The sequence below is a fragment of the Novosphingobium sp. KN65.2 genome, from assembly GCF_001368935.1.
Classification (GTDB): Bacteria; Pseudomonadota; Alphaproteobacteria; order Sphingomonadales; family Sphingomonadaceae; genus Novosphingobium; species Novosphingobium mathurense.
Genome location: NZ_CCBH010000113.1, coordinates 1 through 26833, shown reverse-complemented (window position 1 = coordinate 26833; position 26833 = coordinate 1). Strand labels below are relative to the sequence as shown.

The following is a 26833-nucleotide window of genomic DNA, read 5'->3' as shown; positions in this document are numbered from 1 at the left end:
TGGGCAAGCTCCTCAGCGATGGTAGCGATGTTGGACGAAGGGCATCGGCACGACCTTGGCGTCGAGCCGCTTGCCGCGGATATCAATGGAAAGGGCCGTGCCGTCGGCGGCATGGGCCGCATCGACGTAAGCCATGGCGATCGGGTGCTGCAGCGAGGGCGAGAAGCCGCCCGACGTCACCACGCCGACCTCGGTATCGCCGGCAAGGACCTTGGCGCCTTCGCGGGCCGCCTGACGCCCATGGAGGGACAGACCGATGCGCTTGCGGGCAGTGCCTTGCGCCAGGTCGCGCTGGACGCGCTCGGCGCCGGGGAAGCCCCCTTCGCTGCGACGGCGCTTGTTGACGCCGAAGATCAGTCCGGCCTCGACCGCGCCGTGATCGGGCGACATGTCATGGCCGTAGAGTGGCAGCCCCGCTTCAAGCCGAAGCGAATCGCGCGCACCAAGGCCGATGGGCTTCACTTCCGGTTCGCCGCACAGCAGGTCCGCGACCTGCGCTGCTGCCTCGCCCGGAATGGATATCTCGAAGCCGTCCTCGCCGGTGTAGCCGGAACGGCTGATCCAGGCATCGACACCGCCCAGTGTGAAGCTTGCGCCCTTCATGAAGGTGAGCGCCGAAAGCGGCGTGTCGCCCCTGGCGTGCCGATCGAGCGCCGCGAAAGCCCTGGGTCCCTGCAACGCGAGGAGCGCGCTCTCGTCGAGGTGGTTGAGCGTCACTTCGTCGGGCAGCAGTTCGCGCAAGGAACCGATGTCGTCCCACTTGGTCGCACCGTTGACGACGAGATAGAAGCCGGTGTTCCAGCGGGTGACCATGAGGTCATCCAGAATGCCGCCTTCCTCGTCGAGCAGCAGCGAATAGCGCACCGAGCCGGTCTTGAGCGTCGAAAGGTCGATCGGCAGGGCCGCCTCGAGCGCCGCATCGAGATCGACCGGGGTATCTTCGGCGGGACAGATGTAGAGCTGACCCATGTGACTGACGTCGAACAGTCCGGCGCTCTCGCGGGTCCAGAGGTGTTCGGCCATGATGCCTTCGTACTGGACGGGCATCATGTAGCCGGCGAACTCGACCATGCGCCCACCCTGCGCGCGATGCCAGGCATCAAGCGGCAGCAGCAAGGGCTCGATCGGTTCGAGGTCCTGGTCGTCTTGGGGATTCACTAATTCGCTCAAGGCATAGCTCCGCACAGCAATGGCACACCGTTTTCAGGTGCCCCCTCTGTCACGGAAGCCTGAGAGCTTTGCCCCGGCACCCTTCAGCAGGGAATCCGGGCTTACACCTTCGGCGGCCACGCCCGAAACGGACGGGGCACTTTCCAGAGCGTCACTATCGACCGGCGCGGTCCTTTTGCCTGAGAGATTCCGGGGCGGTTGCTCCTTCGGCGCCTGCCATATCGATCCCTCTCAAGGGGCCGAATCGGCAGGTCTCTCCCGCGCTGTCAGCGACGCAACCACCCTTGAAAGAGGCTCAGGCGCAAGTCAACGCTCGTCACGCTGCGATGCAGTATTAATCCCCTGCCCGCCGCAGGACGCGCCGCATCGAGTCGAAATCGTGCACGAAGCGGCCCTGGGCCCTCTCCTGCACCAGCGCAAAGATCGTCCGCGCCACGGTCGCGGCACGTACCGAGCGGTATTTCCTCCACTTGCCGTGGAGCACCAGCATGTCGGCGATGGGGGCCAGCATCTGGCCAGCGCCTTCCAGCTTGCGCTTATCGGCCCGATGCCCGCGCAAGAGACCCGGCCTCAGGATATCGAGGCGGCGAAAGCCGAGCTTGCCCAGGTCTTCCTCGGTCTCGCCCTTGGTGCGCAGGTAGAAATTGCGGCTCGTCCGGTCGGCCCCGACGGAAGACACCGCGATCATGTGATCGATGCCGGCCGTGCGCGCAGCCTGCGCAACTTCGATGACGAGATCGTGGTCCACCGCCCGGAAAGCCGCCTGGCTTCCGGCGGCCTTGATCGTGGTGCCCAGCGCGCAGACGAGGACGTCGGCCCGGGCCGCGCCGATGAGGGCCGACCAATCTTCCGGCAATCCCACGAGAACTTCGGTGCGCGCGCCCAGAGGCAGCGGGAATTCGCGGCGGGCGACGCTGACGACGCGCATGTCGGAGCGCCCCACGCTCTCGTCCAGAACGGCCGTACCGATCAGCCCGCTCGCCCCGACCAGGCAGATGCGATGTGCCGGAAGCGAGGGCTCCTCGCCCCGCTTCAGCACATCGAACAGGTCAGACATTGCGCAGGCCCTCGGGCGTGCGCCCATAGATCTGCGCATGACAGGTGATCGCGTAACGGTCGGTCATGCCGGCGATGTAGTCGGCAATGTGACGGCTGCGCTCGGGCTCGTGCCGGGGCATCGTATCGATCCAGCTCTCCTCCATCAGCACCGGCTCCTGCGAATAGGCGGAGTAGAGCTCGGCCAGCACGGCGCGCGCGCGGCGAGCCGTCTCGATCTGCTCGGGATGGTAGTAAAGCTTGTCGTACATGAAGCGCTTGAAGGCACGCTCGGCCTCGGCCAGTCCCGGCGAAAAGGCGACGAGCGCCCGATCCGCGCCGCGCACTTCATCGACGCTGCCCACGCCGACAAGGCGCTGCTGCGTCTCTGCAATGAGGTCATTGACCATGAAGCCGATCTGGCTGCGGATCAGTTCCGCCAGTTGCCGCTCGCGCGGCACCCCGGGATAGCGCCGCTCGACTTCGGCCCAGTGCTCGGCCACGAAGGGATGCGCGAGCAGTTCGTCGAGATCGAGAAAGCCTGCCCGCAAGCCGTCGTCGATATCGTGATTGTCGTAGGCGATGTCGTCGGAAAGAGCGGCGACCTGCGCTTCCAGCGAGGCGTAAGTGCCAAGCTCCAGCCCGTAAGCGGCGTCCAGTTCGCGCAGGGCCCAGTTCGGTTCGGTCACGGGGCCATTGTGCTTGGCCAAGCCTTCGAGCGTCTCCCATGTCAGGTTCAGCCCGTCATGCTCGCAATAGGGACTGTCGATGCGCATCAGCGTGCGCAGGCAATGCGCGTTGTGATCGAAGCCCCCGGCCTTATGGAGCGCGCTGTCGAGCGCCTCTTCGCCGGCATGGCCGAATGGCGGGTGGCCGATGTCGTGCGCCAGCGCCAGCGCCTCGGTCAGGTCCTCGTCGAGCCCGAGCGTGCGGGCAATCACGCGCGCGATCTGCGCAACCTCGAGGCTGTGGGTCAGGCGAACCCGGTAATGATCGCCGTCCGGCGCGATGAAGACCTGCGTCTTGTAGCGCAGGCGGCGAAAGGCGATCGAATGGATGATCCGGTCGCGATCACGCTGGTATGCACTGCGTGGCCCGCGGGCCACGGCGTTCTCCATCGGAAATTCGCGTCCGCGCGAATGGGCGGGGTTCGAAGCATAGGGGGCAAGGGTCAAGCGCAGGTCTTTCCCGGATCGGCTGTCGGAACTGGATCGTCTGCGCCGCCCTAGCGAGCAATCCCCACCTTGCACAAGGCCGCCGAGGTCGTCGTGACCAAAATGACCTTCGTGTCGTCCACCTCGCGCACCGCCCGCAACCACGCGCCCGGGGTCGGCTTGTCACCTTCGAGCGCCTGCAGCTTCATCAATTGCACGAAGCTCAAGTGCCGTACCATGCGTTTGGCCATGCAGGTCGACACCCGGGCCGACATGCCCGCTTCGAGCAAGGCCCCGCGCACGCGCCAGCCTGCGTAGAGGTGAGCGGACACAACCAGAAGAGCCAGAAGGCCCACGAGCATCAGCGTCCGCTTCACCAATTTCATCATGACGGGATGACCTGGCCTAGAGCGCCTTGACGATCTCTTCGACCATCTTCTTCGCGTCGGCGAGCAGCATCATGGTCTGGTCCATGTAGAAAACGTCATTATCGACGCCCGCATAGCCCTGTCCGCCCATCGAGCGCTTGATGAAGAAAATCGTCTTGGCCTTGTCGACGTCGAACACCGGCATGCCGTAGATCGGCGAGGACTTGTCGGTCTTGGCCGCCGGGTTGACGACGTCGTTGGCGCCGATGATGAAGGCCACGTCGGCCTGCGCGAACTCGCTGTTGATGTCCTCGAGTTCGAAGACTTCATCGTAAGGCACGCTGGCTTCGGCAAGCAGCACGTTCATGTGACCGGGCATGCGCCCCGCGACCGGGTGGATCGCATACTTCACGTTGACGCCGTGTTCCTTGAGCAGGTCGCCCATCTCGCGCAGGGCATGCTGGGCCTGAGCCACGGCCATGCCGTAACCGGGGATGATGATGACGTTCTCGGCTTCCTTCATCAGGAAGGCCGCGTCCTCGGCCGAACCGCGCTTCCACGGGCGCTGCTCCTTGGTGCCGCCGTCGCCAGCGCCGCCAGCATCGGCGCCGAAGCCGCCGGCAATCACCGAGATGAAGCTACGGTTCATTGCCTTGCACATGATGTACGAGAGGATCGCACCCGAGGAACCGACGAGCGCGCCGGTGATGATCATCGCGGTGTTGTGCAGCGTGAAGCCCATCGCCGCCGCGGCCCAGCCCGAATACGAGTTGAGCATCGAGACGACGACCGGCATGTCCGCGCCGCCGATCGGGATAATCAGCAGGAAGCCAATCGCGAAAGACAGCGCAACGACGATCCAGAACAGCACATTTTCGCCCGGACCGGCCTGCCCCGAATTGGTGAACAGGCCCGTTAGCACGAGAATGAGGATCAAAGTGCCCAGGTTGATGACATGGCGTGCGGGCAGCATGATCGGTGCGCCCGACATGTTGCCGTTGAGCTTGGCAAAGGCGATCACCGAGCCGGAAAAGGTGATGGCGCCGATGGCAGCGCCCAGCGCCATTTCGACGCGGCTAACGGTCAGGATGTTGCCGTCAGCGCCGAGAATGCCGAAAGCGCCGGGATTGAGGAAGGCCGCCACAGCCACCAGCACGGCGGCCAGACCGACGAGCGAGTGGAATGCCGCAACGAGCTGCGGCATCGCCGTCATCTGGATGCGCCGGGCAATCACGAAGCCGACACCGCCGCCAATGACGATGGCGCCCACGATCTCGGGCAGGCTGGCGATCTCGTGCGTCATCAGCGTCGTGACGACGGCGATGAGCATGCCGAACATGCCGTAGCGATTGCCCTTGCGGGACGTCGCCGGAGAAGACAGGCCGCGAAGGGCGAGGATGAAGCAGACGCCCGCAACGAGGTAGGCGACGGCCACCCACGGGTTTACCGCATGGGTTTCCATTACTTGCTATCCCCCTTTACTGCCGGCTTGTCCTTCTTCTTGTACATGGCCAGCATGCGTTCGGTGACCGCGAAGCCGCCGAAGATGTTGACGCTGGCAAGGACGACCGCGCCCAGCCCAAGCCACTTGGCCAGCGGGCTTCCCGCGGCGGCGCTGGCGACGAGCGCACCGACGACGATCACGGAGGAAATGGCATTGGTCACCGCCATCAGCGGCGTGTGCAGGGCCGGCGTAACCGACCAGACGACGTAGTAGCCCACGAAGCAGGCCATTACGAAGATCGATAGGATCGAAATGAAGTCCATCGTCGTGACCCCCCTCAGGCCAGTAGGCGTGGATTGACGACCTTGCCACCCTGCGTCAGGCGGATTGCGTCACCGATTTCCTCGTCGAGCACGGGCCCTCCCTGCTCCTTGTCCCAGAAGGCAGAGAGGAAATTGAACAGGTTGCGGGCGTAGAGCGCCGAGGCGTCTGCGGCGAGATGGGCAGGCGTATTGGAATAGCCCATGATCTTCACGCCGTGCTTTTCGACGACCTGATCGGGCACCGAACCCTCGACGTTGCCACCCTGTGCGACCGCGAGGTCGAAGATGACGCTGCCCGGCTTCATCGTCGCGATCTGGACATCGGAAATCAGCCGCGGTGCAGCGCGTCCGGGAATGAGCGCAGTCGTGATGACGATGTCCTGCTTGGCGATATGGCTGGATACCAGTTCGGCCTGCGCCTTCTGGTATTCCTCCGACATCTCGGTCGCATAACCGCCAGCGCCTTCACCCTCGATCCCGGCGACATTCTCTACGAAGATCGGCTTGGCGCCCAGCGAGAGGATCTGTTCCCTGGTCGCGGCACGCACGTCGGTTGCCGAAACCTGCGCACCCAGGCGGCGTGCCGTGGCAATCGCCTGGAGTCCGGCAACGCCCACGCCCATGACGAAGACCTTGGCGGCGCTGACGGTGCCGGCCGCCGTCATCATCATCGGGAATGCGCGGCCATAGGTATCGGCAGCGGCGATCACCGCCTTGTAGCCCGACAGGTTCGACTGCGAGGACAGCACGTCCATCGACTGCGCACGGGTGATACGCGGCATGAATTCCATCGACAGCGCCTCCAGGCCCGCCGCCGCATAGGCATCGACGCGTTCGCGCTGACCGAACGGGTCCATGATCGCAACGACCCATGCCCCCGGCTTGACGCCGCTCAACGCTGCCGGATCGGGTCCCTGGACACCGAAGACGATGTCTGCGCCGGACAGCACTTCGGACGCCGCGCCGACTTGCGCCCCGGCGTTCCGGAATTCCTCATCGGAAAAACTGGCCACAGCGCCCGCACCGGCCTCGACGGCCACTTCGGCGCCGAGTGCCACGAGCTTTTTCACGGTCTCCGGCGATGCCGAAACGCGTGTCTCCCCCCTCGCGGTCTCTTTGAGGACCGCGATCCGCTGGCTCTGTGGCACAGTCAGATCAGGCGATCAGGCCGATGACGACCGCCACGACGGCGATGCAGATCCCGGTACCCCAGGTCGCCGCCTTGATGAAGCTGTTGTAGGTTTCCTGCGCGGCGCGCATGTCATTGCCCGAAGCCATGATTTCGTTCCCCAAGTAATGGTTTTTGTAATTGCTGACCAAGCTCTAGCTGCATGCTGCGCTGCACTCAAGCCCGAAGCAGGCCGACCTCTCACTTCTGCCAAGGCCACCACTGCGCCCCGGAATGAGACAGTTCAGGCTTAATCCCGTCTTTACCTGATTGCCCTAAGACTTTCGCAAGACACTGCAGAGGCTTGATACAAGGCGGGCAAATGGCGGATCTCGAACAGCGCCTACTCATGCTTATCGACGATGAGCCGGCGCAGAGCCGGTTGATCTCGGCCCTCGCCGGGCGCGAAGGCTGGCGCACGATCATCGTGCATGACGCGGAAACAGCAATTGCAACCCTGGGCACGCGCCAGGGCATGCAGCTATCGGCCATAATCCTCGATCAATGGGTGCCGGGCGACGATGCCTGCTCGTTGATTTCCGAGCTGAAGTCGCGCCGCCCCGCCCTGCCGATCCTGATGCTGACCGCCAGCACGTCCCCGCTTCTCGCCGTGGAAGCGATGCGCGCGGGTGCCGCCGACTATCTCGTCAAACCCGTTGCACCGGACCGGCTCATGCACGCACTGCGCTCGGCCACGACCCGGGAAACGCCGCGTGACGAACTGGCACCGCTAACGGAAAAGATGCCGTCGAGCCCCGATTTCGAATCGATGATCGGGGCCTCGCCCAACTTCCGCAAGGCACTGGCGGTGGCCGCCAAGGCCGCGCGCGGCCACGGGCATGTCCTGATCGAGGGCGAAAGCGGATCCGGCAAGGAACTGCTGATCCGTGCCATGCACGCGGCCAGCCCGCGCGCAAAGTTGCCGCTGCGCATCGTGAATATCGCCGGGCTTGCGGGAAACTCGGTGGAAACGGCCCTGTTCGGGCATGAGAAAGGCGCCTTTCCCGGCGCGTTCGACCGCCAGGTCGGCGCATTGCAGCATTGCGACGGAGCAACGCTGGCGATCGACGAGGTCGACCGGCTGCCGCTCTCCGTCCAGGAACGCCTGCTGGAATCGCTGCGCCGTCACGACGTTCGCCCGATCGGCGCGCATCACTCCTTCCGCATCGATGTGCGGGTTATCGCCGCCAGCAATCTGCCGTTGCAGGACCTTGTCAGCCAGGGACACTTCCTGCCCGAACTGCTCGAAGTCCTCTCGCCCACCAAGGTGGAACTGCCCCCGCTGCGCGAGCGGACCGGGGACATTCCCGCCCTCACCCGCTTCTTCCTCGCCCGCATCGGCGAGCAGCCGGGCCTGCGCGAGCTGGGCATCACCGATGGCGCCCTGTCGCTGCTGGCCGCCTACGACTGGCCGGGCAACGTCCGTCAGCTTCAGGCCGTGCTGTTCCGAGCCGCAGTTTTCTGCGACGGCGACGCGCTGACGTCGGAAGATTTTCCGCAGCTTCTCAACATACTGGGCACAGGTCCATCCACAGTCGCCGGGAACCCCATGCAGGAAAGCTCGGGGGTCATGCTCTACACGCCTGACGGCAACCTGCGACCGCTGGAAGACATCGAGGCCGACGTCATCCGCCTCGCGATCGGGCACTATCGCGGCCGCATGACCGAGGTCGCAAGGCGGCTCGGCATCGGACGGTCCACGCTCTACCGCAAGCTCAGCGAACTCGGCATCGACAACGCGGCCTGAGCAGGCCATATTCCGCGCCTGCGCAATCAAGGAGTTTCCCGACTTGGTCCAGTGACACCGCCCCGGCGGACTGTTCCCCAGCTACGCGGCATTCGTGCCGTGCGGACCATGTCATCTGAAGGAAATTCCATGCCCCGTTTCGAAGGCAAGACCGCGCTCATCACCGGCGCGGCATCCGGCATCGGCGCTGCTAGCGCCCGGCACCTCTGCACCCGGGGCCTGTCCCGTCTGATCCTAATCGACAAGGACGAGCAAGCCCTCGCCGCTTTCTCAGCCGATTGCGAGACAGTCCGGCATCATGGCGACGTCGCCAATCCCGCGTTGTGGACCAAGGTTACGGCAGGCCTCGACCGGCTGGACTGCGCCATCCTCAATGCCGGGCGGGCCGACAGCGCCCCGATCGTCGATCTCGATCTCGCGAACTGGCGCCAGGTTCTCTCGACCAATCTGGACGGCATGTTCCTGTCCCTGCAATGCGCGATGCGAGCGATGCAGGACGCGGGCGGCAGCATCGTCCTCACGGCATCGGTCAGCGGGATCAAGGCAGAGCCGGGAACCGCCGCCTATGGTGCGAGCAAGGCCGGCGTCATCCAGCTTGCGAAAGTAGCGGCCAAGGAAGGCGCCTCGAAAGGGATCAGGGTCAATGCCATGGCACCCGGCGGAGTCGATACGCCGATCTGGGACCAGGTGGCGATGTTCGACGACTTCGTGGAACAGCATGGCAGCCGCGAGGCCGCAATTGCCGCAATGGGAGAACTGGCGACCCCGCTGGGCCGTTTCGCACGCAGCGACGAGATCGCCGGGCAGATCGCGTTTCTCCTGTCGGACGCTGCCGCGACGATCACCGGGACGGTGCTGGTCAGCGACGGCGGGTACAGCCTCTAGGCTGGATCCGTTTCCTCGCTGGCAGGATCGCTCAGACCAGTTGCGAAAAATCGGTCAGCGCCGCATCGCGCAGGCCCCGCCAGACGCGCGCCGCCTGCACCGTCTCGCGCACGTCATGCACCCGCACGACCTGCACCCCGGCATCGAGCGCCTTGAGCGCCAACGTCAGGGATCCACCGAGGCGATCGTGTGCGGGTGCTTCGTTCGAAAGCGCGCCGATCATGCGCTTGCGGCTCGCGCCGACGAGCAGCGGTTGGCCGAGGCCATGGTACAGCGGCAGGGCATTCATCAGCGCGAGGTTCTCGGCCAGGGTCTTGCCGAAGCCGATACCCGGATCGAGCAGGATTTTCTCTGCCGCGATGCCTGCAGCAACCGCCTTGTCGCGGGATTCGCGAAGCCAGTCGAAGACATCGAGGACGACATCGGCATAATCACCGTTCGCGTGCAGGTCCTCACCGCTGCCGGGAGCATGCATCAGCACCACCGGCGCACCGGTGCTGGCGGCGAGGTCCAGACTGCGCGGATCGTAGCGCAGCGCCGAGACGTCATTGAAGACATGCGCGCCCGCCGCATGACTGGCTTCCCAAACCGCGGGCCGGCGAGTGTCCACGCTGATTGCGGCACCCATCGCCGACAGGCGCTCTACCATCGGCACCACGCGCCTGATCTCGTCGCCTTCCCATACCGCTGCCGCGCCGGGCCTAGTGGATTCTCCACCCACGTCGATGATCGCCGCGCCGGCCTCAAGCATGGCCGAGGCATGGTCCAAGGCGACCTGCGGCTTGTCCATGAACTCGCCGCCGTCGGAGAAACTGTCCGGCGTGATGTTGAGGATACCCATGACCTGCGGCTGATCCAGCCGGATCGTGCGCTGGCCGCACTGTAGCGGGGCATGCGCCTTGCGCAGGTTCGTCCACTGCGTCTCGGCCTGCGCACCAAGTTCGGTGGGGAGTGCGGCCAGGACGCCGGGCATCTCGGCTGCCGAGGCGCGTGCGCGCGACAAGACCTTGCCGTTTTCGCGCACGATGACCGCAAAGCGGCTGGCCCAGACCATCGAACCGCCCAGACGGATGGCCTCGCCTTCCTCGCTTTGCGGGTTGTCGGCAAGGGCGATGGGGCGGATGTAGAGTTGCTTGGTCATGCCGCCCCCTTAGCCACTTGCGGCGCCATGCTGAACACGTTTCAGCATGGCGATACAGTCAGAAGGATGTGGGGATCACGGCTCGGTGGCGAGCAGGTAGAGCTGGCGCAGCGAGTCCAGCGGCTTGACCTCGCCTTCATGCTCGAGGTGCCAGAATGTCCAGCCGTTGCACGAAGGTGCACCCTGAAGCTGGGCACCGGCGCCATGGATCGAACCGTTGACATCGCCTGCCACGAGCGAACCGTCCGCACGCACGGTGGCGGTGAAGCGGCGCTTCTTGTCGAAGATCTGCGTGCCCGGTGCGATCCAGCCGGTTTCGACCAGCGTGCCGAAGGCGACCTTGGGCGCGGTACGCTTGGACTGCATCGTCTTGAGCGCCGATTCGTCGAGTTCCAGCGCCATCTCGATGCGTTCCATCGCCGCGTCGCGATAGTCGGATTCACGCTCGCAACCGATCCAGTCACGGCCCAGGCGCTTGGCTACCGCGCCAGTGGTGCCGGTGCCGAAGAACGGGTCGAGCACGACATCGCCCTTGTTGGTCGTCGCCAGCATTACCCGGTAAAGCAGCGCTTCGGGCTTCTGCGTCGGGTGCACCTTGCGCCCCCCCTTCTTGAGACGCTCCTGCCCGCCGCAGATCGGCAGCACCCAGTCCGAACGCATCTGCAGTTCGTCGTTGAGCGTCTTCATCGCGCGATAGTTGAAGGTGTACTTCGACTTTTCGCCCATCGAAGCCCAGATCAGCGTCTCATGCGCGTTGGTGAAGCGGGTCCCCTTGAAGTTCGGCATCGGGTTCGCCTTGCGCCACACGATGTCGTTGAGAATCCAGAACCCCATGTCCTGCATGATCGCGCCAAGGCGGAAGATGTTGTGGTACGAACCGATCACCCACAGCGAGCCTTCGGGCTTGAGCACGCGGCGCGCCTCGGTCAGCCAGTCGCGGGTGAACTTGTCGTAGGCGGCGAAGCTGGAGAACTTATCCCAGTCATCCGTCACCGCGTCGACGTGGCTGCCGTCCGGCCGCGAGAGATCGCCGCCCAGTTGCAGGTTGTACGGCGGATCGGCGAAGACCATGTCGACCGAGGCATCGGGAATGGTGCGCATCGCCTCGATGCAGTCACCGGGGATGATCTGACCCAGCGGCAGCAATTCCTTCGGCGTCGGCGCAGGCGCGCGCGCACGAATTCTTTCCTTGACGAGTACCTGCCCCATGGCCGTTCCGATGTCCCTTGTGCAATTCAGCCGCAAATCAGCTGTGGAAAGGGCATAAACTGAGTCTTTCCGGACTCGCCGTCAAGTCGCGACTCGTGGGGAATCCTGCCGATTCAAGGCGCAGGGCAGGAGAACAAAACGAATCCGACACCGTATATTGAGTCTGCAAGACCCCTTGCGACTCAAGATGTGGTGCCTGCGACTCGCCGGATTCGTGGATAAAAAATTGTTACCTGCGGCCCGCTTGCAGGATGTATTCTCCCTGTCGAACCACTGGGAGGCGATCGACATGGCACTCAAGGTCATTGGCGCGGGACTGGGCCGCACCGGCACGATGTCACTCAAGCTCGCGCTGGAACATCTGGGCTTCGGGCCATGCTTCCACATGATCGAGATCTTTTCCGATGGACGCCACCAGATACCGCTGTGGATGAATGTCACGGCAGGCAAACCGGACTGGGACACCATCTTCGACGGGTTCGCCTCAACCGTCGATTACCCGACCTGCAGCTACTGGCGCGAATTGGCCGCCTACTATCCGCAGGCCAAGGTCATCCTCTCGACCCGCGATGCGGAAGACTGGTTCCGGTCGGTGTCCCGCACGATCTTCTCACCCGGCAACCGGGCCAAGTTCAGCGAGCCGCCTCTCGACAAAGCCCTGAAACCGGCCGTTTTCGGACCTTTCGGCGATCGCATCGACGACCACGATTTCATGGTCGGCTACTTCCGCGAATGGGAGGCTGAAGTAATCTCGGCGCTTCCGCCCGGACGCCTTCACATCCATCGGCTCGGCGATGGCTGGGATGGCCTGTGCCAGTTCCTCGAGGTACCCGTTCCGGACGAGCCCTATCCCGTAGTGAACACGAGCAAGGACCTGGACGAAAGCGGGCTGGTCCGCAAAGCGGATATGACACCCGAAGAAGCCGAAGCGGTTGCGCGCGGCTACGCCAGCGCGATGCGCACCAAGGCTTTTGGCCCTTCTTCCGCCTGAGGCACCTCTAGACCGGCATTTCCAGCTGGGCCACGGGCGCGAAGCTGCGGCGGTGATGGACGGTCGGCCCGTGCCGGCGCAGCGCCTCGAGATGTTGTGCGGTCCCATATCCCGCATTGCGCTCCCACCCATAATGGGGATGGACCACAGCCAGAGACCGCATGATCGCGTCGCGGTGCTCCTTGGCGATGATCGAGGCCGCGGAAATGCACGGCTCCAGCGCGTCGCCGCCCACGATCGCCCGGGCCTTCCAGCGCCATTCCTCGCGCCGACCATGCGGCGTCATGTTGCCGTCCACCAGCACTTCGTCCGGTTCCGCGCCGATCTTCTCGCAGAGCCCGGCCACTGCGCGGGTCATCGCCAGCATCGTCGCGCCGAAGATGTTGAGCCGGTCGATCTCTTCGACATCGACCACGCCGACGGCCCACTGGCACCGCCGTTTGATCACTTCCTCGAGTTGCAACCTTCTGGATTTCGAGAGCTTCTTGGAATCGTCGAGCCCTGGCGGTCGAGGCTTGCACAACAGGACCGCTCCGGCCACAACCGGACCGGCAAGCGGACCGCGACCGGCCTCGTCGACACCGAATACGATACCGCCACTGCGGACTGTTCCTGAGACCAACTTACTCACGCAGGTGCCCATGCTCATTCGAAACGTGCTTGCTACGCTATCCCTTCTCCCCCTTTCCCTCGCAAGCTGCGGCGCGGCTGCAACCGGGGATAAGGCACAGAGCAAGGGCCCCTTCACGATAGAGGAAATGGGGCAGTTCGAAGAGCCCTGGGCGATGGATTTCGACGAGGAAACCGGCGCGCTGCTGGTGACCGAAAAGGCCGGAACGATGCGTCTGCGCCTTGCCGACGGCCGGTTGGGAAGCGTCACCGGCCTGCCCAAGGTCGACTACGGCGGCCAGGGTGGATTCGGCGACGTGATCTTCGCGCCGGGACAGAGCGGTCCCACGCTCGATGGCCGGATCGTCTACCTGAGCTGGGTCGAGGCAGGCAAGGGCAACACCCGCGGCGCAGCCGTCGGCAAGGCACGCCTGTCCTGCCAGGAAGAAACCGCCTGTGCACTGGACGGCCTCAAGGTGATTTGGCGTCAGAGCATCAAGGTCACCGGCCGCGGCCATTTCTCCCACCGACTCGCCTTCTCGCCGGACGGGCAGCACCTCTTCGTCAGTTCGGGCGAGCGCCAGAAGCTGACCCCGGCACAGGACCTCGGCAACAACCTTGGTTCCATCGTGCGGCTCCTGCCTGACGGATCTCCCGCCCCCGGCAATCCCTGGGCAAACAAGCCCGCGCCGACCAACCAGATCTGGTCCTACGGGCACCGCAACGTGCTGGGCCTCGCCTTCGATCCGCAAGGGCGGCTGTGGGACCTTGAACACGGCCCGGCCGGCGGCGACGAATTGAACCTTGTGGAGCCGGGGCGCAACTACGGCTGGCCGCTCGTCTCAAACGGAGATCACTACGATGGCAGGCCGATCCCGCGCCATGAGACGCGGCCCGACCTCGCCGCGCCGGCAATCAGCTGGAACCCGGTCATCGCCCCCGGCGACTTCATCTTTTACACCGGCGAGGCCTTCCCGGCATGGCAGGGGCAGGCCCTGATCGCCGCCATGGTCGATCCCGGCATCGTCCGGGTCCGGATCGATGGCGACAAGGCGATCGAGGAAGCGCGCTACTCCTTCGAGAAGCGGATCCGCGAGATCGAGCAGGCTCCGGACGGCACGATCTGGCTGTTGGAGGACGGCGAACAGCGCAATTCTGGCAAATTGCTCAAACTGACGCCGGTCAGGGAGTGAATTGAATCGACAAACGCCCGCGTCGCTCCTATCGGCGCGCGCCATGTCCGATAGTGCCACCATCATTCCGCTCGACAATGTCGAACCCGCCCTCGTCGAGGCCCTGCTCGACCGCGCGTTCGAACCCGAGCGACACAAGCGCACTGCCTACAAGGTACGTGACGGGGTGGACTGGCTCCCGGCGCTCAGCTTCGCTGCACTCGATTCCAACGACATGCTGGTCGGTTCGATCCAGTGCTGGCCGGTCGCGCTGACCGACCCGGAAGGCCGTGCGCATCCGATGATCATGGTTGGCCCGGTAGCCGTGCTGCCCGAGCTGCAGAACATGGGCTACGGCAAGGCGCTGATGTCGGCGAGCATGGCATGCATCGACGGCCGCGCGCCGCTGCCGCAGGTCATGATCGGCGATCCGGAGTACTATGGTCGCTTCTGGGGCTTCTCCAACGAAGGCACCGGCGGCTGGGAACTGCCCGGACCGTTCGAACCGCGCCGCCTGCTGGTGCGCTGCGAGAATCCGGCGGTGCTTCCGGCAAAGGGCATGCTCGGCCCCTGGCTGCGCTGATCGATCCCCGGAACCGCGCCGACTGGACCTTGGCGCGAAAAGCCCTATCTGGCATCGCACGACGATGCCTTACGAACCGCCTCCCGAACTCTCCGGTCTATCGCTGGCCGAAGTTGCCGAACTGGTGGCAGCCCGCAAACTGCCGCCCGTCTCGCAATGGGAACCCGCGCATGTCGAAGACAGCCACATGCGCATCGCGGCGGACGGGCTATGGTATCACGAAGGCGGCGAGATCCGCCGTCCCGCCATGGTGCGCGCCTTCGCCTCGCTGCTGACGCGCGACGAAGACGGGCAGCACTGGCTCGTCACGCCCAGCCAGAAGCTGAGCATCGAGGTCGAGGATGCGGCCTTCATCGCCGTCGACCTCAAGCGCGAAGGCCGCGACATCGCCTTTCGCCTGAACACCGACGACCTGATCATCGCCGGCCCCGAACATCCCATCCGCAGCCACGGCGATCCCGATACGCCTGCGCTCTACCTTGCCGTGCGCAACGGCACCGAGGCCCGCCTCAACCGCAGCACTTACGCCCAGTTGGCCGAGATCGCGCTGGAGAACGACGAGCTGGCGGTGACGAGCGGCGGCGCGACCTTTTCGTTGACCCCGGCATGAGCGTGCTGTTCGAGGAGGTCTCGCGCCGCTTCGAGCGCGGCCACGTCGGAGAACCCTCGCGGCTGTGGAGCGATCCGCGCATCGCCAATATCGAGACGTTCAAACCCGCCGCGGTCCTGATCGCGATCACCGAGCGCAAGCGGCCGGGTATTCTCCTGCTGCATCGCCCCTCGACGATGCGGGCGCACCCCGGCCAGATCGCCTTTCCCGGCGGACGCATCGATCAGGGCGAAACGGCCATCGAGGCCGCGCTGCGCGAAGCCAACGAGGAACTGGGCATCGATCCGGCAAGAGTGCGCGTGGTCGGTATCAGCGATCTGTACCGCACCGGCAGCGGCTATGAGATCACGCCGGTGGTCGCCGTCGTGCCGCCGGACATGGATATCAGGCCCAACCCCGCCGAAGTGGCGCAATGGTTCGAGGCCCCTGTCGACTTCGTGCTAGATCCGGCCAACCAGCAGACGCGAACGGTCGAATTCGAGAACCGCGCGCACCAATTCGTCGAAATCATCTGGTCCGAGCGTGGCCAGGACCATCGCATCTGGGGCGTCACCGGTGCGATCCTTCACAATCTCTCTTGCAGGCTGAACTGGAATGACTGACCGCCTCGCCGCCGAATGGATGCGGCGTGCCGATATCGTGGAACTGGTCGAGGTGCTTGGCCGCGACAACGCCCGCTTCGTCGGCGGCGCGGTGCGCGACGAATTGCTGGGCCTGCCGGTGAAGGACATCGACATGGCAACGACACTTCGGCCTGAAGACGTCATCGCTCGGCTCGATGCCGCAGGCATTCGCAACGTGCCGACCGGCATCGAGCACGGCACCGTGACGGCAGTCCTGGCAGGCGGCCCGGTCGAGATCACGACCCTGCGCCATGACGTCAGCACCGACGGACGCCGCGCCACCGTGGCTTTCGCCAGCGAATGGCGTGACGATGCGGCGCGGCGCGACTTCACGATCAACGCCCTCTACGCCGATCCCCAAAGCGGCGAGATCTTCGACTTCTTCGAGGGCCTTCACGACCTGAGACAGCGCACCGTCCGCTTCATCGGCGATGCACGCCAGCGCATCCGCGAGGATCATCTGCGCATCCTGCGCTACTTCCGGTTCCAGGCCAGGTTCGGATCGCAACCTGCTGACCGGGAAGCGGAAGATGCCTGCGCCGAACTCGCAGCCACGCTCAAGGGCCTGTCGCGCGAACGGATCGGGATGGAGACGATGAACCTGCTCGGTCTGTCCGACCCGTCCCCGACCTTGCACCGCATGGCCGAACTGGGCGTCCTTGCCGTCATTCTGCCCGAGGCCGATCCCAAAGCCCTCGAGGCGCTTGTCGCGGCAGAGATGTGCCAGGCCATCGCACCCGATCCCCTGCGAAGACTGGCAGCGCTCCTGCCTGCGCAAGTGGCACTGGCCGAACAGGTGGCCTCGCGCTTTCGTCTCTCCGGCGTGCAGAAAAAGCGCCTGGCCACCGCAGCTGCACGGACGGAAGAACCGGGCACGCCGCGCGCCCTCGCCTATCGCCTCGGCATCGATGCAGCGCTCGACCGTCTTCTGATCGCCGGTGCCGATGCGTCATCGCTCGATGGCTGGGAGATCCCGCAGTTCCCGCTCAAGGGCGGTGAGATCGTTGCCAGAGGTGTCGGCGCCGGTCCCGAAGTCGCGCGCATCCTGCGCAGTGTGGAGGACCGCTGGATCGCCGAGGGTTTCCCCGACAGGGCCCGGGTCGATGCCCTGCTCGACGCGGAACTCGCCGACCGCGCCGCCTGACGCAATTCCCAAGTCTGGCCCGCCATCTCAGTCAGCGCCAGGCAAGCCGGGAAGTGGTATGATCCGCAAATGGAACTGTCCGCCTACATTTCGGACCTGACAGGCTACCTTGCCAGCCAGCCACTATTGGCGCTGGCCATGCTTGCGATCTTCATCGGGGTCGTGGGCGGCATGCTGCGTCGGTCCGCCCCGAAGCTTGGAGGCCTGCTGCGCGGTGTCAGCCATCTTGGCCTGGTGGCCGCCCTGCTCCTGACCATCGCGCAGGTCACCCGCTTCACCACCGATACCGACTTCGCCCTGCCCCAGTTCGGAATGCCGCGCCAGTCCGTGGAAGGGAACGAGACGCGCGTGCCGATCAGCGACGACGGGCACTTCTGGGTGACCGCCGAAGTGAACGGCGTGCCGCAGGACTTCCTCGTCGATACCGGCGCGACGATCACCGCGATCTCACCGCAGACTGCCGGGCTTTCCGGCGTGGACCCCAAACCGATCCGCCAGTCCATCGCGATGCGTACGGCCAACGGCGTGGTTCGCGCCGAAGTCGGCACGATCCGCGAATTCCGTTTCGGCAACATCGTCGCCCGCGATCTCGATACCGTGGTCGCCCCGGGCCTGGGCGATGCCAACGTGATCGGAATGAATTTCCTATCGCGCCTTGCCAGCTGGCGGGTCGTGGGCCGGACACTGATCCTCGTCCCGAACCATCCGCAACCGGCCTCGGGATCCTGACCGCAGCCGGTCCCCGACAGCGCCGGTGGCGCTCTCGGTTTACTGGAACTTGTTGTCGCGCGGGAAGCCGTTGGGCGGCAGACGTCCCGCCGCGCCGCGCGCAACCTTCCACATCACCATTTCCTTCTCGGTCCGCGTACGCCCCGTATCGCCGCCCATCGTCCAGGACAGGCCGTCCTCGAGCTTGAGCGTCGTCACGTCGGACATGCCGCCGTCGCGATAGCGCTGCAGCGTCACGCCCTGCCCCTTGGCGAGGACCGGCAGTTCCTCGAGGCTGAAGATCACCAGCTTGCGGTTCTCACCGACGACCGCGACATGGTCGTGCTCGGGCGGGATCTCCCGCACGACCGCCAGCTTCACCCCCGGCTTGGTCGACATCACCGCGCGGCCCTTGCGGGTTTCGGCCAGGATCTCGTCGGACTCTGCAGCAAAGCCGCGGCCGATGTTTGAGGCCAGCAGCAACTGCGCCTTGGGACGATGCGCGAAGGCGGCGACGATATGGGCATCGGCATCGATATCCACCATCGTGCGGATCGGTTCACCGAACCCGCGCGCGCCCGGCAGCTTGTCCGCGCCGAGCGTGTAGAAGCGACCGTTGTCGACCCCGATGAGGATCTTGTCGGTCGTCTGCGCATGGAAGGCGAAAGCTGGGCCGTCGCCCTCCTTGAACTTGAAGTCGCCATCCAGCGCAACATGGCCCTTGGCCGCACGGATCCAGCCGCGCTGCGAAAGGATCACCGTCACCGGCTCCTTCTCGATCATCGCGTCCATCGAGAATTCGACCGTCGGCCTGGCCTGCGCGATCGTGGTGCGGCGGCGACCCAGTACCGTGGTCTCGGCGTAGTCCTTGCGCAGCGTCGTCAGGTCGCGCTTGAGACGGGTGCGCTGGCGGGCCGGGCTGTCGAGCAGCTTCTGCAGGTCTTCCTGCTCCTTGAGCAGGTCGTCGCGTTCCTGCCGCAGCTCCATTTCCTCGAGCTTGCGCAGGCTGCGCAGGCGCATGTTGAGGATGGCTTCGGCCTGCCTGTCGGTCAGGTTGAATTCTGCCATCATCACCGGCTTGGGCTCGTCCTCGGTCCGGATGATCTCGATGATCCGGTCGAGGTTGAGATAGGCGATGATGTAGCCTTCGACGAGTTCGAGCCGCGAGGCGATCTTGTCGAGGCGGTGGCGGGTGCGACGCAGCAGGATGTCGATCTGGCTGTAGACCCACTCCTGCAGCAGCAGCTTGATGCCCATCACGCCCGGAGTTCGGTGCGAATCCAGCACGTTGAGATTGAGACTGAACTTCGATTCGAGGTCGGTGAGCCGGTAGAGGCTCTCCTTGAGCAGTTCGGGATCGACGTTCCGGCTCTTGGGCACGAAGACGATACGGATCTGCTCGTCGCTCTCGTCGCGGATGTCTTCGAGGATCGGCAGCTTCTTGTCGGCAATGAGCTGCGCGACCTGCTCGATCAGCTTGCCCTTGGCAAGCATGTAGGGGATCTCGCTGATGACGAGCTGCCACTGCCCGCTGCCCAGCTTTTCGATGCCCGTCTCTTCCCAGTTGCCGTCCCCGTCCTTGCCGGTCGAGAAGCGCCCGCGCATCCGGAAGGCCCCCTTGCCGGTCTCATAAGCGTGGGAAATCGCCTCTGGGCTATCGACCACGAGGCCCCCGGTCGCGAAGTCCGGACCATGGAACACTTCCATGAGCTGGGCATGTTCGGCATGGGGATTGTCGATCAGCAGCAGCGTGGCATCGATGATCTCGGCCACGTTGTGGCTCGGGATCGAGGTCGCCATGCCCACCGCGATACCGGTGGCCCCGTTGGCCAGCAGGTTCGGGAACAGGCCGGGGAATATCTCCGGCTCGCTCTCCTCGCCATTGTAGGTAGGGACGAAGTCGACCGTACCTTCGTCCAGCCCCGACATGAGCTGGATCGCCGTACGCGTCAGGCGCGCTTCGGTGTAGCGATAGGCCGCCGCGTTATCGCCGTCGATATTGCCGAAGTTGCCTTGCCCCTCAACCAGCGGGTAGCGCAGCGAGAAGTCCTGCGCGAGACGGACCATCGCGTCATAGACCGAGGCGTCGCCATGCGGGTGATACTTACCGATGACGTCGCCGACGACGCGGGCGGATTTCTTGTAGGCGCTCGCCGGATCGAGCTTGAGCTGCCGCATCGCCCAGAGCAGGCGACGGTGCACCGGCTTCAGACCGTCCCTGAGGTCAGGCAGCGAACGCGCTGTAATCGTGGACAGGGCGTAGACGAGATAACGCTCGGACAGAGCGGCGTCGAAAGGCGCATCGACGATGGCGTCGAAGGGATCGGATTCGTCTTCTGTCAAAGTCACCATGGTTTGCCAGCACTAGCAGTGCCGACCCGCGGTCCAAAGCCGCATTTCCCCGTTTTCCATAACTTGCCGCAAGGCTGCTCATTATCGTCGCCGCGCTGTGGTCATGTAGCCTTGCTCCAGGCTGGCAATCCAGGGGGCGGGGCGCCGGTCGAGCCCGATCACCGGACTGCCCCGCGAACGCGCCGAGCCGTTGGCGCTTCCCGGAACTGCGCCCGCTCCTCACCCGTTCTCCCTGCAACCCCTCAGCTCCAAGGAGATTCATCGATGACCAAAAAGGTCCTCATCATCGCCACCAACGGCTTCGAACAGTCGGAACTTCTCAAGCCGCGCGAGGCCCTTGAATCGGCAGGCATCGAAACGACTGTCGCCAGCCCGGAAACCGGTCAGATCAAAGGCTGGAACCACAAGGAATGGGGCGAAAGCGTGGATGTCGACATCGACATCGAGGACGTGCTCGCCAGCCAGTTCGACGCAATCGTCCTGCCCGGAGGACAGATGAACCCCGACAACCTGCGCATGAACCGCACGGTCGTCGATCTCGTGCGCACTTTCGTCGATGGCGGCAAGCCTGTGGCGGCGATATGCCATGGACCGTGGCTTCTGGCCGAGGCGGATTGCCTCGCCGGTCGCACCGTCACCAGTTGGCCCTCGATCCGCACCGACCTGTCGAATGCGGGCGCCACGGTCGTCGACAAGGAAGTGGTCGTGGACGGCAATCTCATCACCAGTCGCAAGCCGGACGACATCCCGGCCTTCTCCAGCGCGGTGATCGAAGCCGTCAACGCCATGGCCGAAGCGACCTGACGCGACCTGCCCGTTCGCGGATCAGCCGATCTGCATGTCGTGAGAAACGCCGGGAATGCGCAATTCGATACCGTCGAGCGCCTCGGTCAGTTCGATCTGGCATGACAGGCGGCTGGTCCGCGTCACGCCGGCGGCAAGATCGAGCATGTCCTCTTCATCGTTGGAAGCGGGCTCCAGCTTCTCGAACCATTCCGGCGCCACGATCACATGACAGGTGGAGCAGGCCATCTGCCCTTCGCAGGTCCCTTCCAGCGGCATCCCGGCCGCTTGCGCCACCTCGAGAAGGCATGCCCCTGCTTCGGCCTCAACCGTAAGCTTGTTTCCATCGGCAGTTACAAATCGAACGCTCAGCAATTCAGACTCCCTGCGCCGCCGCCGCGGCATCTATTTGTGCGCAGGCATCCTCCAATTCCCGGACCTCAGTATATCTCCCGAATCCGAGACGGATAGAGGCTTTGGCATCCCTGTCGACAAGTCCGATCCCTTTCAGGACGTGACTGGTCCGTCCGGAACCGCTGGCACAGGCCGATCCTGCCGAAAAAGCGACCTGGCGCAACTCGGACATTAGTCGGGTCACGTCGAGCCCGGGCAGGCGCAGGTTGAGGTTACCCAGCCATCGACTTTCTTCCGATCCATTGAGCGTCCAGCGGCCGAGTATCTCGCGGGCCCGCTTCCACAGGAGCGCGACATGGGCCTCGTCTTCCTCCATGCGCGCCAACGATAGGGCCGCAGCCGCCCCGAAACCGGCGCACAAGGCCGGACTGAGCGTGCCTGAACGCAATCCCTGTTCCTGCCCGCCACCGAGGATCAGCGGGGCGAGTTCCAGCCCGTCGCGGACCCAAAGCGCTCCGATGCCCTTGGGACCGTAGAGCTTGTGTGCGGACACGGCGATAATATCTGCATTGGCAGGCGGCGCGATCTTGCCCGCGCCCTGCACCGCATCGCACAGGAACAGCGCCCCGGCGGCATGGGCTGCATCGGCAAGCCGCCCCACCGGCTGAATCGTGCCGATCTCGTTGTTGACCTGCATGACCGCGACCAAGCCGATTCCTTGGCGGAGCGAAACCGCAGGATCGACCAACCCCTCTTCGTCGACAGGCAGGATAGTCGTGGCGGGATCGAGCGTCCGAGCCGCATCGAGCACTGCGGCATGTTCGATGGCCGAGACGGCAAGATGCCTGCGCCCCACACCGGCAAGCGCGAGGTTGAGCGCCTCGGTCGCGCCGGATGTGAAGACGACACGACCACCGGGCGGGAGAAGCGCGGCAACCTGATCGCGCGCGACTTCCACCGCCGCAGCGGCCGCCCGGCCCGGACGATGCGGGCTGTGCGGATTGGCGAAACCCATGGTGCCCGGCCCGCCAAGCCAGGGCATCATCGCCTCGCGCGCTTCGGGCGCGAGCGGCGTCGTCGCCTGATAGTCGAGGTAGATCATTCCACTGCCTGCTTTCCGGCGATCTCGCGCCATGCGTCGAGGAAACGGTCGATGTCCGCCTCCTGAGTTTCCCGTCCGATGCTCACACGGATGACCTCGGAAGCCGCCTTGTCGTCCAGCCCCATGGCTGAAAGCACGTGACTGGTACGCAGCGAGCCCGAGGAACAGGCGCTTCCAGCCGAAACCGCTATGCCCAACGCGTCAAAGCGAATGAGCTGCGCGGCCGAGGATTTGCCGGGCATGCGATACCCCCCGATCGTCGGACTGCGTTTCGCATCGGCCGCAATCACCTCGCCACCGGCGGCGACAATACCCGCTTCCAGCTTGCCGCGCAGCCGCGCCGCTTCGCCCATCCAGTCGCAACCGGCATCCAGAGCCGCCGTCATCGCCAGCACGCCCGGCAGGTTTTCCGTCCCCGCGCGATAGCCGCGCTCCTGCCCACCGACCGGTTCGAGCAGCGCCCAGTCGCGCACCAGCAGCGCGCCAATTCCAATCGGCCCGCCGAACTTGTGCGCCGCGAGAGCGATCAGGTCGGCATCGGGGAGCGAGAGTTTTCCCGCTGCTTGCGCGCAATCGGCGAGGAGGATGCCGCCGCTCTCGCGCAGTTTCACGGCTATCCCGTCGAGCGGCTGGATGACCCCGGTCTCGCTGTTCACCTGCTGAATCGCAACAAGGCCATCGCCACCGGCGAAATCCGCATCGACATGGCCCGAAGCGTCCACAGGCAAGCGCCGTGCATCACCGGCATGGCGCAGCACCGCTTCGTGTTCGACAGGAGAAACCGCGCGTAGCGGCTTCTTGCTGCGCCCGATCGCCAGCGCGAGCGCTTCGCTGGCACCCGAAGTGAACACCACTTCGCCCGTCCACCCCAGCAGTTGCGCGATTCTTGCGCGCGCCTCCTCCAAGGCGGCGCGCGCCGCGCGGCCTTGCCGATGGGGACTGGAAGGATTGGCCCAGATCGCCGCTCCTTCGAGCCAGGCATCGCGCGCGGCAGGCAGGAGCGGTGTGGTTGCCGCATGGTCTAGATAGAGTGGTTTGGTCGACATCGCTTGCAAAGTTGTTTTCAGAGCAAAGGTTTCTATATAGCGAACCTCATCTTTTCCACTCCCGCAGGTGGCAGGCGATCAGGATCGCCGCCGGTTGGCGGGAGTTTCAACAGGTCAGGTCCCGAACGCATATGCCCGCAGTCATCTTCCCCGGTCCCGAAGGTCGCCTCGAAGGCCGGTTCCAACCCGCGCCGCGCCCGCGTGCGCCGGTCGCGATGATCCTTCACCCGCACCCGCAGGCGGGCGGCACGATGAACGACCGCATCACGCAGCACCTGTACAAGACGTTCGTGGCCCGCGGCTTCGCGACCCTGCGCTTCAACTTCCGCGGCGTCGGCCGCAGCCAGGGCAGCTTCGACAACGGCATCGGAGAGCTTTCGGACGCAGCCGCCGCGCTCGACTGGGTGCAGTCGATCCACCCCGAAGCCTCGACCACCTGGATCGCGGGCACCAGCTTCGGCGCGCTGATCGGCATGCAACTGCTGATGCGCCGTCCGGAGATTCGCGGGTTCATCTCGATCGCTCCGCCGGCGAACATGTACGACTTCAGCTTCCTGGCGCCCTGCCCCGCCTCGGGCATCATCATTCAGGGCACCGCAGACACCGTGGTCACCCCGAATGCGGTACAGAAGCTGGTCGACAAGCTGCGCACGCAAAAACACATCACCATCCACCACGACGAGATTCCGCGCGCCAACCACTTCTTCGAGAACGAGATGGGCGACCTGATGCGCGCCGTCGACAACTACCTCGACATGCGCCTCGCGCCGGACTGCCCGATCAAGTAAGCGGGCATCGCCATGAAATTGCAAAGGCGTCGGATCATTCCGGCGCCTTTTGCTTGTCTGCCTGGGTGACGAGCGACTGGCCTTCGGAATTGGGCAATGTCCAGATCACGACATTGGCCGCCATGACTATGGCCAGGACCAGCATCAACATCGCCTGCTTGCGGAAGCCTCCGCGACGAAACAGTGCGACGGCGCCCAGCACGAGGGCGATGGCGGTCAGCACCAGAAGGGAAATCGCGATATCCATTCCACGCCCTCTAGCGCAGTGGGCATAGCCGCGCGAGGGCGTTTGACTTGTCAGATGGCCCCCGCCAACTTCCCGGCCATGACAAACACCCCCCCTGTTTTCAGCCACCCCCATGTTTCCAACCCGATGTCGCGCCGCTCGGCGCTGCATTTGCTCGCAGCAGGAACGGCGAGCCTTGCCCTTCCCGGCTGCGCCCGCTCGATAGCCGGAACGCCGCCGCCCCCTGCCCCTGCAACACCTGCAAGCCAGTCCGGAACTGCGCAGGCTTCGGCCCTGCTCGACAGGATCGCGTGGCGCCTGCTCGAACATGCGCCCGAAGCCGCGACCAGCCTTGGCGTCGACGAAGGCGAACATGCAGCACTGCGCTATCGCCTCGAAGACCGTTCCGCAGCAGGCAAGGCCAGGCTTGCCCGGACCTTGAGCGAAGACCTCGCCCGGGTCGAAGCCGTCGACACCGCCGAACTCGATCCTTCCACCCAGACCAGCCTTGCCGTCGTCAGAAGCGCCTACCGGACCGCGCTCGACGGTCTAGCCCAGCCTTATGGCGACGTCGCCGTCGGCGGCTGGCGCAACACGCCCTATGTCGTGATCCAGAACGTGGGCGCCTATCTCGACACGCCGCGCTTCCTCGACGCAGATCATACGATCAAGACCGAGGCCGATGCGCAAGCCTACGTCGCACGGCTCGGCCAGATGGACCAGCAGCTCGACGGCGAGCTGGACCGGATGAAGAACGCGGCAGCGCAGGGGCTTGTCCCGCCCGACTTCCTGCTTGACCGGGCCATTGCGCAGATGACCGGCACGATCGCAGACGCGCGCGACAACGGTGGTGGCCTCGTCCATTCGCTGGTCAGCCGCACCACGTCGATCCCGGGCAACTGGGAAGCGCGCGCGAGAGAGATCGTCGCAAAGCGGACCCTGCCTGCGCTCGAACGCCAACTTGCCGAACTCAAGCGCCAGCGGACAATCGCCAAGGGCGATCCGGGCATGCGCGAGCGACCGGGCGGCGAAGCCTTCTACGCTTGGGCACTAAGGGCGAGCACCACCACGCAGGTACCGCCTTCCGAAGTCCACCAGCGCGGACTGGAGGAACTGGCAGCGCTCCACGCGCGCATGGACCCGATCCTCAAGTCTCTCGGCTATAGCGACGGTTCGGTCGGCATGCGCATGGCGGCGCTGGGCAAGGACAAGCGCTTCATGTTCCCCGAAGGCGATCCCGGCCGCGCCGAAATCCTCTCCTTCATTAGCAAGCGGATCGACTGGATCCGCGCACAGATGCCGCGCGCCTTCCGCGAAGTCGTGGCGGGCAATGTCGAGGTACGCCGCCTGCCGCTCGCTGAGGAACCGGGCGCGCCGACGGCCTATGGCGGTGCGGGTTCGATCGACGGATCGGTACCCGGCAAGATGTGGATCAACTTGCGCACTACCGACCTGCACCGCAAGTACGACCTGCCCACGCTCGTCCACCATGAGGCGATTCCGGGCCACGTCTGGCAGGGTGAATACGCCAACCGCCTGCCGCTGATCCGCTCGATCCTGGCGTTCAATGCCTATTCGGAAGGCTGGGCGCTATACGGAGAGCAACTGGCCGACGAACTGGGCGCCTATGACGACGATCCGGTCGGTCGCCTCGGCTACCTGCAGTCCATCGCCTTTCGCGCCTGTCGCATGGTCGTCGATACCGGGCTGCACACCAAGGGCTGGACTCGTGAGCAGGCCGTGCGCTTCTTCATGGAGAAGAACGGCAACAAGCGCGAGGAAGTGGTCAACGAAGTCGACCGCTACTGCTCATGGCCGGGTCAGGCCTGCGGATACAAGATGGGCCACAGCGAGATCAACCGGCAGCGTGAACGCGCCATCGCCGCGCTCGGCAATGGCTACGACCTGCGGGACTTCGACCAGGCCGTCGTCGATGGCGGCAATGTTCCGCTCGACGTGCTGGCGGACAATATCGAACACTACATTGCGCGAATGAAATCCGCCTGACTTCGGCTTCCGGACGCGCGGCTTCCCCTTCGAGGAACCGCACGTCCGGGAGTGGCAGGGGGGGGGCCCTTCTTTTTTCCCCAGAAAACTT

28 protein-coding genes and 2 riboswitches are annotated in these 26833 nt (G+C 64.9%); of the genes, 12 read left to right on the top strand and 16 right to left on the bottom strand.

Annotation, left to right across the window (positions count from 1 at the left end):
• Positions 1-12: 12 nt before the first annotated feature.
• The 8 genes from gcvT to SPHV1_RS24270 form a co-directional block, all read right to left on the bottom strand.
• Positions 13-1158 carry a glycine cleavage system aminomethyltransferase GcvT gene (gcvT, locus tag SPHV1_RS04145; RefSeq protein WP_054944794.1) on the bottom strand — a complete coding sequence of 382 codons (1146 nt, stop codon included), beginning with the start codon at positions 1156-1158 and terminating at the stop codon, positions 13-15.
• 48 nt (positions 1159-1206) lie between these two features.
• Positions 1207-1327: riboswitch (glycine riboswitch) on the bottom strand.
• Positions 1328-1441, bottom strand: a riboswitch (glycine riboswitch).
• A gap of 63 nt (positions 1442-1504) precedes the next feature.
• On the bottom strand, positions 1505-2227 hold the full coding sequence (locus tag SPHV1_RS04140) for an NAD(P)H-binding protein (RefSeq protein ID WP_079729630.1): 723 nt from the start codon (positions 2225-2227) through the stop codon (positions 1505-1507).
• Positions 2220-3380, bottom strand: a complete 1161-nt coding sequence (locus SPHV1_RS04135; protein WP_054944793.1) for a deoxyguanosinetriphosphate triphosphohydrolase — start codon at positions 3378-3380, stop codon at positions 2220-2222. The genes SPHV1_RS04140 and SPHV1_RS04135 overlap by 8 nt, the downstream gene beginning before the upstream one ends.
• 50 nt (positions 3381-3430) lie before the next feature.
• Entirely contained in the window at positions 3431-3748 is a 318-nt protein-coding gene (locus tag SPHV1_RS04130) for a hypothetical protein (protein ID WP_054944792.1), read from the bottom strand.
• Positions 3749-3764: 16 nt separating this feature from the next.
• The gene (locus SPHV1_RS04125; protein WP_054944791.1) at positions 3765-5189 is read right to left on the bottom strand and encodes an NAD(P)(+) transhydrogenase (Re/Si-specific) subunit beta; all 1425 of its coding nucleotides are present in this window, start codon (positions 5187-5189) and stop codon (positions 3765-3767) included.
• Positions 5189-5494, bottom strand: a complete 306-nt coding sequence (locus SPHV1_RS04120) for an NAD(P) transhydrogenase subunit alpha (RefSeq protein ID WP_054944790.1) — start codon at positions 5492-5494, stop codon at positions 5189-5191. Before SPHV1_RS04120 ends, SPHV1_RS04125 begins: the two co-directional genes overlap by 1 nt.
• A 14-nt stretch (positions 5495-5508) precedes the next feature.
• Complete coding sequence (locus SPHV1_RS04115) at positions 5509-6642, bottom strand: NAD(P) transhydrogenase subunit alpha (protein ID WP_054944789.1); 1134 nt, start codon at positions 6640-6642, stop codon at positions 5509-5511.
• A gap of 7 nt (positions 6643-6649) precedes the next feature.
• Positions 6650-6772 (bottom strand): aa3-type cytochrome c oxidase subunit IV, encoded by a 123-nt coding sequence (locus tag SPHV1_RS24270; RefSeq protein ID WP_079729885.1) that lies wholly within the window; start codon positions 6770-6772, stop codon positions 6650-6652.
• A 212-nt stretch (positions 6773-6984) separates the two neighbouring features.
• Between SPHV1_RS24270 and SPHV1_RS04110 the strand changes: the two genes are divergently transcribed.
• Together SPHV1_RS04110 and SPHV1_RS04105 are read left to right on the top strand one after the other, a co-directional pair.
• Positions 6985-8409, top strand: coding sequence for a sigma-54 dependent transcriptional regulator (locus SPHV1_RS04110; protein ID WP_054944788.1), 1425 nt, complete (start codon positions 6985-6987; stop codon positions 8407-8409).
• 129 nt (positions 8410-8538) lie between these two features.
• Positions 8539-9294 (top strand): SDR family NAD(P)-dependent oxidoreductase, encoded by a 756-nt coding sequence (locus SPHV1_RS04105; RefSeq protein WP_054944787.1) that lies wholly within the window; start codon positions 8539-8541, stop codon positions 9292-9294.
• Positions 9295-9325: 31 nt separating this feature from the next.
• Here SPHV1_RS04105 and folP read toward each other — a convergent pair whose 3' ends face one another.
• A complete protein-coding gene (gene folP / locus SPHV1_RS04100; protein ID WP_054944786.1) occupies positions 9326-10435 on the bottom strand; it encodes a dihydropteroate synthase in 1110 nt (369 codons plus the stop codon).
• 75 nt (positions 10436-10510) lie between these two features.
• Positions 10511-11644 carry a site-specific DNA-methyltransferase gene (locus tag SPHV1_RS04095; protein ID WP_054944785.1) on the bottom strand — a complete coding sequence of 378 codons (1134 nt, stop codon included), beginning with the start codon at positions 11642-11644 and terminating at the stop codon, positions 10511-10513.
• Positions 11645-11933: 289 nt separating this feature from the next.
• On the opposite strand from SPHV1_RS04095, the gene SPHV1_RS04090 reads away from it, so the two are divergent.
• The gene (locus SPHV1_RS04090) at positions 11934-12635 is read left to right on the top strand and encodes a sulfotransferase family protein (protein WP_054944802.1); all 702 of its coding nucleotides are present in this window, start codon (positions 11934-11936) and stop codon (positions 12633-12635) included.
• A 7-nt stretch (positions 12636-12642) separates the two neighbouring features.
• Here SPHV1_RS04090 and SPHV1_RS04085 read toward each other — a convergent pair whose 3' ends face one another.
• Entirely contained in the window at positions 12643-13278 is a 636-nt protein-coding gene (locus SPHV1_RS04085) for a ribonuclease HII (protein ID WP_054944784.1), read from the bottom strand.
• Here SPHV1_RS04085 and SPHV1_RS04080 point away from each other — a divergent pair.
• The 6 genes from SPHV1_RS04080 (at position 13277) to SPHV1_RS04055 (ending at position 18105) form a co-directional block, all read left to right on the top strand.
• The gene (locus SPHV1_RS04080) at positions 13277-14437 is read left to right on the top strand and encodes a PQQ-dependent sugar dehydrogenase (RefSeq protein ID WP_054944783.1); all 1161 of its coding nucleotides are present in this window, start codon (positions 13277-13279) and stop codon (positions 14435-14437) included. The genes SPHV1_RS04085 and SPHV1_RS04080 overlap by 2 nt on opposite strands.
• A 43-nt stretch (positions 14438-14480) precedes the next feature.
• On the top strand, positions 14481-14999 hold the full coding sequence (locus SPHV1_RS04075; protein WP_054944801.1) for a GNAT family N-acetyltransferase: 519 nt from the start codon (positions 14481-14483) through the stop codon (positions 14997-14999).
• A 64-nt stretch (positions 15000-15063) separates the two neighbouring features.
• Entirely contained in the window at positions 15064-15609 is a 546-nt protein-coding gene (locus tag SPHV1_RS04070; protein ID WP_054944782.1) for a DUF1285 domain-containing protein, read from the top strand.
• Positions 15606-16211, top strand: coding sequence for a CoA pyrophosphatase (locus tag SPHV1_RS04065; protein WP_054944781.1), 606 nt, complete (start codon positions 15606-15608; stop codon positions 16209-16211). Before SPHV1_RS04070 ends, SPHV1_RS04065 begins: the two co-directional genes overlap by 4 nt.
• Positions 16204-17376, top strand: coding sequence for a CCA tRNA nucleotidyltransferase (locus SPHV1_RS04060; protein WP_054944780.1), 1173 nt, complete (start codon positions 16204-16206; stop codon positions 17374-17376). Before SPHV1_RS04065 ends, SPHV1_RS04060 begins: the two co-directional genes overlap by 8 nt.
• A gap of 69 nt (positions 17377-17445) precedes the next feature.
• Positions 17446-18105, top strand: coding sequence for a TIGR02281 family clan AA aspartic protease (locus tag SPHV1_RS04055; protein WP_054944779.1), 660 nt, complete (start codon positions 17446-17448; stop codon positions 18103-18105).
• Positions 18106-18144: 39 nt separating this feature from the next.
• On the opposite strand, the gene parC is transcribed toward SPHV1_RS04055, so the two are convergent.
• Positions 18145-20436: a DNA topoisomerase IV subunit A gene (gene parC / locus SPHV1_RS04050; protein ID WP_054944778.1), complete on the bottom strand. Its 2292-nt coding sequence runs from the start codon at positions 20434-20436 to the stop codon at positions 18145-18147.
• Positions 20437-20700: 264 nt separating this feature from the next.
• On the opposite strand from parC, the gene SPHV1_RS04045 reads away from it, so the two are divergent.
• On the top strand, positions 20701-21240 hold the full coding sequence (locus tag SPHV1_RS04045; protein WP_054944777.1) for a type 1 glutamine amidotransferase domain-containing protein: 540 nt from the start codon (positions 20701-20703) through the stop codon (positions 21238-21240).
• A gap of 21 nt (positions 21241-21261) precedes the next feature.
• Here the strand turns inward: SPHV1_RS04045 and SPHV1_RS04040 are convergent, their stop codons facing one another.
• The 3 genes from SPHV1_RS04040 to SPHV1_RS04030 are packed head-to-tail and all read right to left on the bottom strand — an operon-like array spanning position 21262 to position 23721.
• Positions 21262-21594: a 2Fe-2S iron-sulfur cluster-binding protein gene (locus SPHV1_RS04040; protein ID WP_231634515.1), complete on the bottom strand. Its 333-nt coding sequence runs from the start codon at positions 21592-21594 to the stop codon at positions 21262-21264.
• Between the two features lies 1 nt (position 21595).
• Positions 21596-22675 (bottom strand): cysteine desulfurase family protein, encoded by a 1080-nt coding sequence (locus SPHV1_RS04035; protein ID WP_054944775.1) that lies wholly within the window; start codon positions 22673-22675, stop codon positions 21596-21598.
• Positions 22672-23721 carry a cysteine desulfurase family protein gene (locus SPHV1_RS04030; protein WP_054944774.1) on the bottom strand — a complete coding sequence of 350 codons (1050 nt, stop codon included), beginning with the start codon at positions 23719-23721 and terminating at the stop codon, positions 22672-22674. Before SPHV1_RS04030 ends, SPHV1_RS04035 begins: the two co-directional genes overlap by 4 nt.
• Positions 23722-23852: 131 nt before the next feature.
• Here SPHV1_RS04030 and SPHV1_RS04025 point away from each other — a divergent pair, with 131 nt between their 5' ends.
• Complete coding sequence (locus tag SPHV1_RS04025; RefSeq protein WP_054944773.1) at positions 23853-24509, top strand: alpha/beta hydrolase; 657 nt, start codon at positions 23853-23855, stop codon at positions 24507-24509.
• 34 nt (positions 24510-24543) lie between these two features.
• Here the strand turns inward: SPHV1_RS04025 and SPHV1_RS04020 are convergent, their stop codons facing one another.
• Positions 24544-24756: a hypothetical protein gene (locus SPHV1_RS04020; RefSeq protein WP_054944772.1), complete on the bottom strand. Its 213-nt coding sequence runs from the start codon at positions 24754-24756 to the stop codon at positions 24544-24546.
• 126 nt (positions 24757-24882) lie between these two features.
• Here SPHV1_RS04020 and SPHV1_RS04015 point away from each other — a divergent pair, with 126 nt between their 5' ends.
• The gene (locus SPHV1_RS04015; protein ID WP_054944771.1) at positions 24883-26742 is read left to right on the top strand and encodes a DUF885 family protein; all 1860 of its coding nucleotides are present in this window, start codon (positions 24883-24885) and stop codon (positions 26740-26742) included.
• Positions 26743-26833 lie beyond the last annotated feature (91 nt).

Coding starts and splice junctions, on each gene's coding strand:
- SPHV1_RS04095 (WP_054944785.1), bottom strand. CDS start 11,644: ATGGGGCAGGTACTCGTCAAGGAAAGAATTCGTGCGCGCGCGCCTGCG.
- SPHV1_RS04125 (WP_054944791.1), bottom strand. CDS start 5,189: ATGGAAACCCATGCGGTAAACCCGTGGGTGGCCGTCGCCTACCTCGTT.
- SPHV1_RS24270 (WP_079729885.1), bottom strand. CDS start 6,772: ATGGCTTCGGGCAATGACATGCGCGCCGCGCAGGAAACCTACAACAGC.
- SPHV1_RS04015 (WP_054944771.1), top strand. CDS start 24,883: ATGTCGCGCCGCTCGGCGCTGCATTTGCTCGCAGCAGGAACGGCGAGC.
- SPHV1_RS04020 (WP_054944772.1), bottom strand. CDS start 24,756: ATGGATATCGCGATTTCCCTTCTGGTGCTGACCGCCATCGCCCTCGTG.
- SPHV1_RS04070 (WP_054944782.1), top strand. CDS start 15,064: ATGCCTTACGAACCGCCTCCCGAACTCTCCGGTCTATCGCTGGCCGAA.
- SPHV1_RS04130 (WP_054944792.1), bottom strand. CDS start 3,748: ATGATGAAATTGGTGAAGCGGACGCTGATGCTCGTGGGCCTTCTGGCT.
- SPHV1_RS04035 (WP_054944775.1), bottom strand. CDS start 22,675: ATGATCTACCTCGACTATCAGGCGACGACGCCGCTCGCGCCCGAAGCG.
- SPHV1_RS04025 (WP_054944773.1), top strand. CDS start 23,853: ATGCCCGCAGTCATCTTCCCCGGTCCCGAAGGTCGCCTCGAAGGCCGG.
- SPHV1_RS04090 (WP_054944802.1), top strand. CDS start 11,934: ATGGCACTCAAGGTCATTGGCGCGGGACTGGGCCGCACCGGCACGATG.
- SPHV1_RS04105 (WP_054944787.1), top strand. CDS start 8,539: ATGCCCCGTTTCGAAGGCAAGACCGCGCTCATCACCGGCGCGGCATCC.
- SPHV1_RS04065 (WP_054944781.1), top strand. CDS start 15,606: ATGAGCGTGCTGTTCGAGGAGGTCTCGCGCCGCTTCGAGCGCGGCCAC.
- folP (WP_054944786.1), bottom strand. CDS start 10,435: ATGACCAAGCAACTCTACATCCGCCCCATCGCCCTTGCCGACAACCCG.
- parC (WP_054944778.1), bottom strand. CDS start 20,436: ATGGTGACTTTGACAGAAGACGAATCCGATCCCTTCGACGCCATCGTC.
- SPHV1_RS04060 (WP_054944780.1), top strand. CDS start 16,204: ATGACTGACCGCCTCGCCGCCGAATGGATGCGGCGTGCCGATATCGTG.
- SPHV1_RS04055 (WP_054944779.1), top strand. CDS start 17,446: ATGGAACTGTCCGCCTACATTTCGGACCTGACAGGCTACCTTGCCAGC.
- SPHV1_RS04110 (WP_054944788.1), top strand. CDS start 6,985: ATGGCGGATCTCGAACAGCGCCTACTCATGCTTATCGACGATGAGCCG.
- SPHV1_RS04085 (WP_054944784.1), bottom strand. CDS start 13,278: ATGGGCACCTGCGTGAGTAAGTTGGTCTCAGGAACAGTCCGCAGTGGC.
- SPHV1_RS04140 (WP_079729630.1), bottom strand. CDS start 2,227: ATGTCTGACCTGTTCGATGTGCTGAAGCGGGGCGAGGAGCCCTCGCTT.
- SPHV1_RS04080 (WP_054944783.1), top strand. CDS start 13,277: ATGCTCATTCGAAACGTGCTTGCTACGCTATCCCTTCTCCCCCTTTCC.
- SPHV1_RS04120 (WP_054944790.1), bottom strand. CDS start 5,494: ATGGACTTCATTTCGATCCTATCGATCTTCGTAATGGCCTGCTTCGTG.
- SPHV1_RS04030 (WP_054944774.1), bottom strand. CDS start 23,721: ATGTCGACCAAACCACTCTATCTAGACCATGCGGCAACCACACCGCTC.
- SPHV1_RS04075 (WP_054944801.1), top strand. CDS start 14,481: ATGTCCGATAGTGCCACCATCATTCCGCTCGACAATGTCGAACCCGCC.
- SPHV1_RS04045 (WP_054944777.1), top strand. CDS start 20,701: ATGACCAAAAAGGTCCTCATCATCGCCACCAACGGCTTCGAACAGTCG.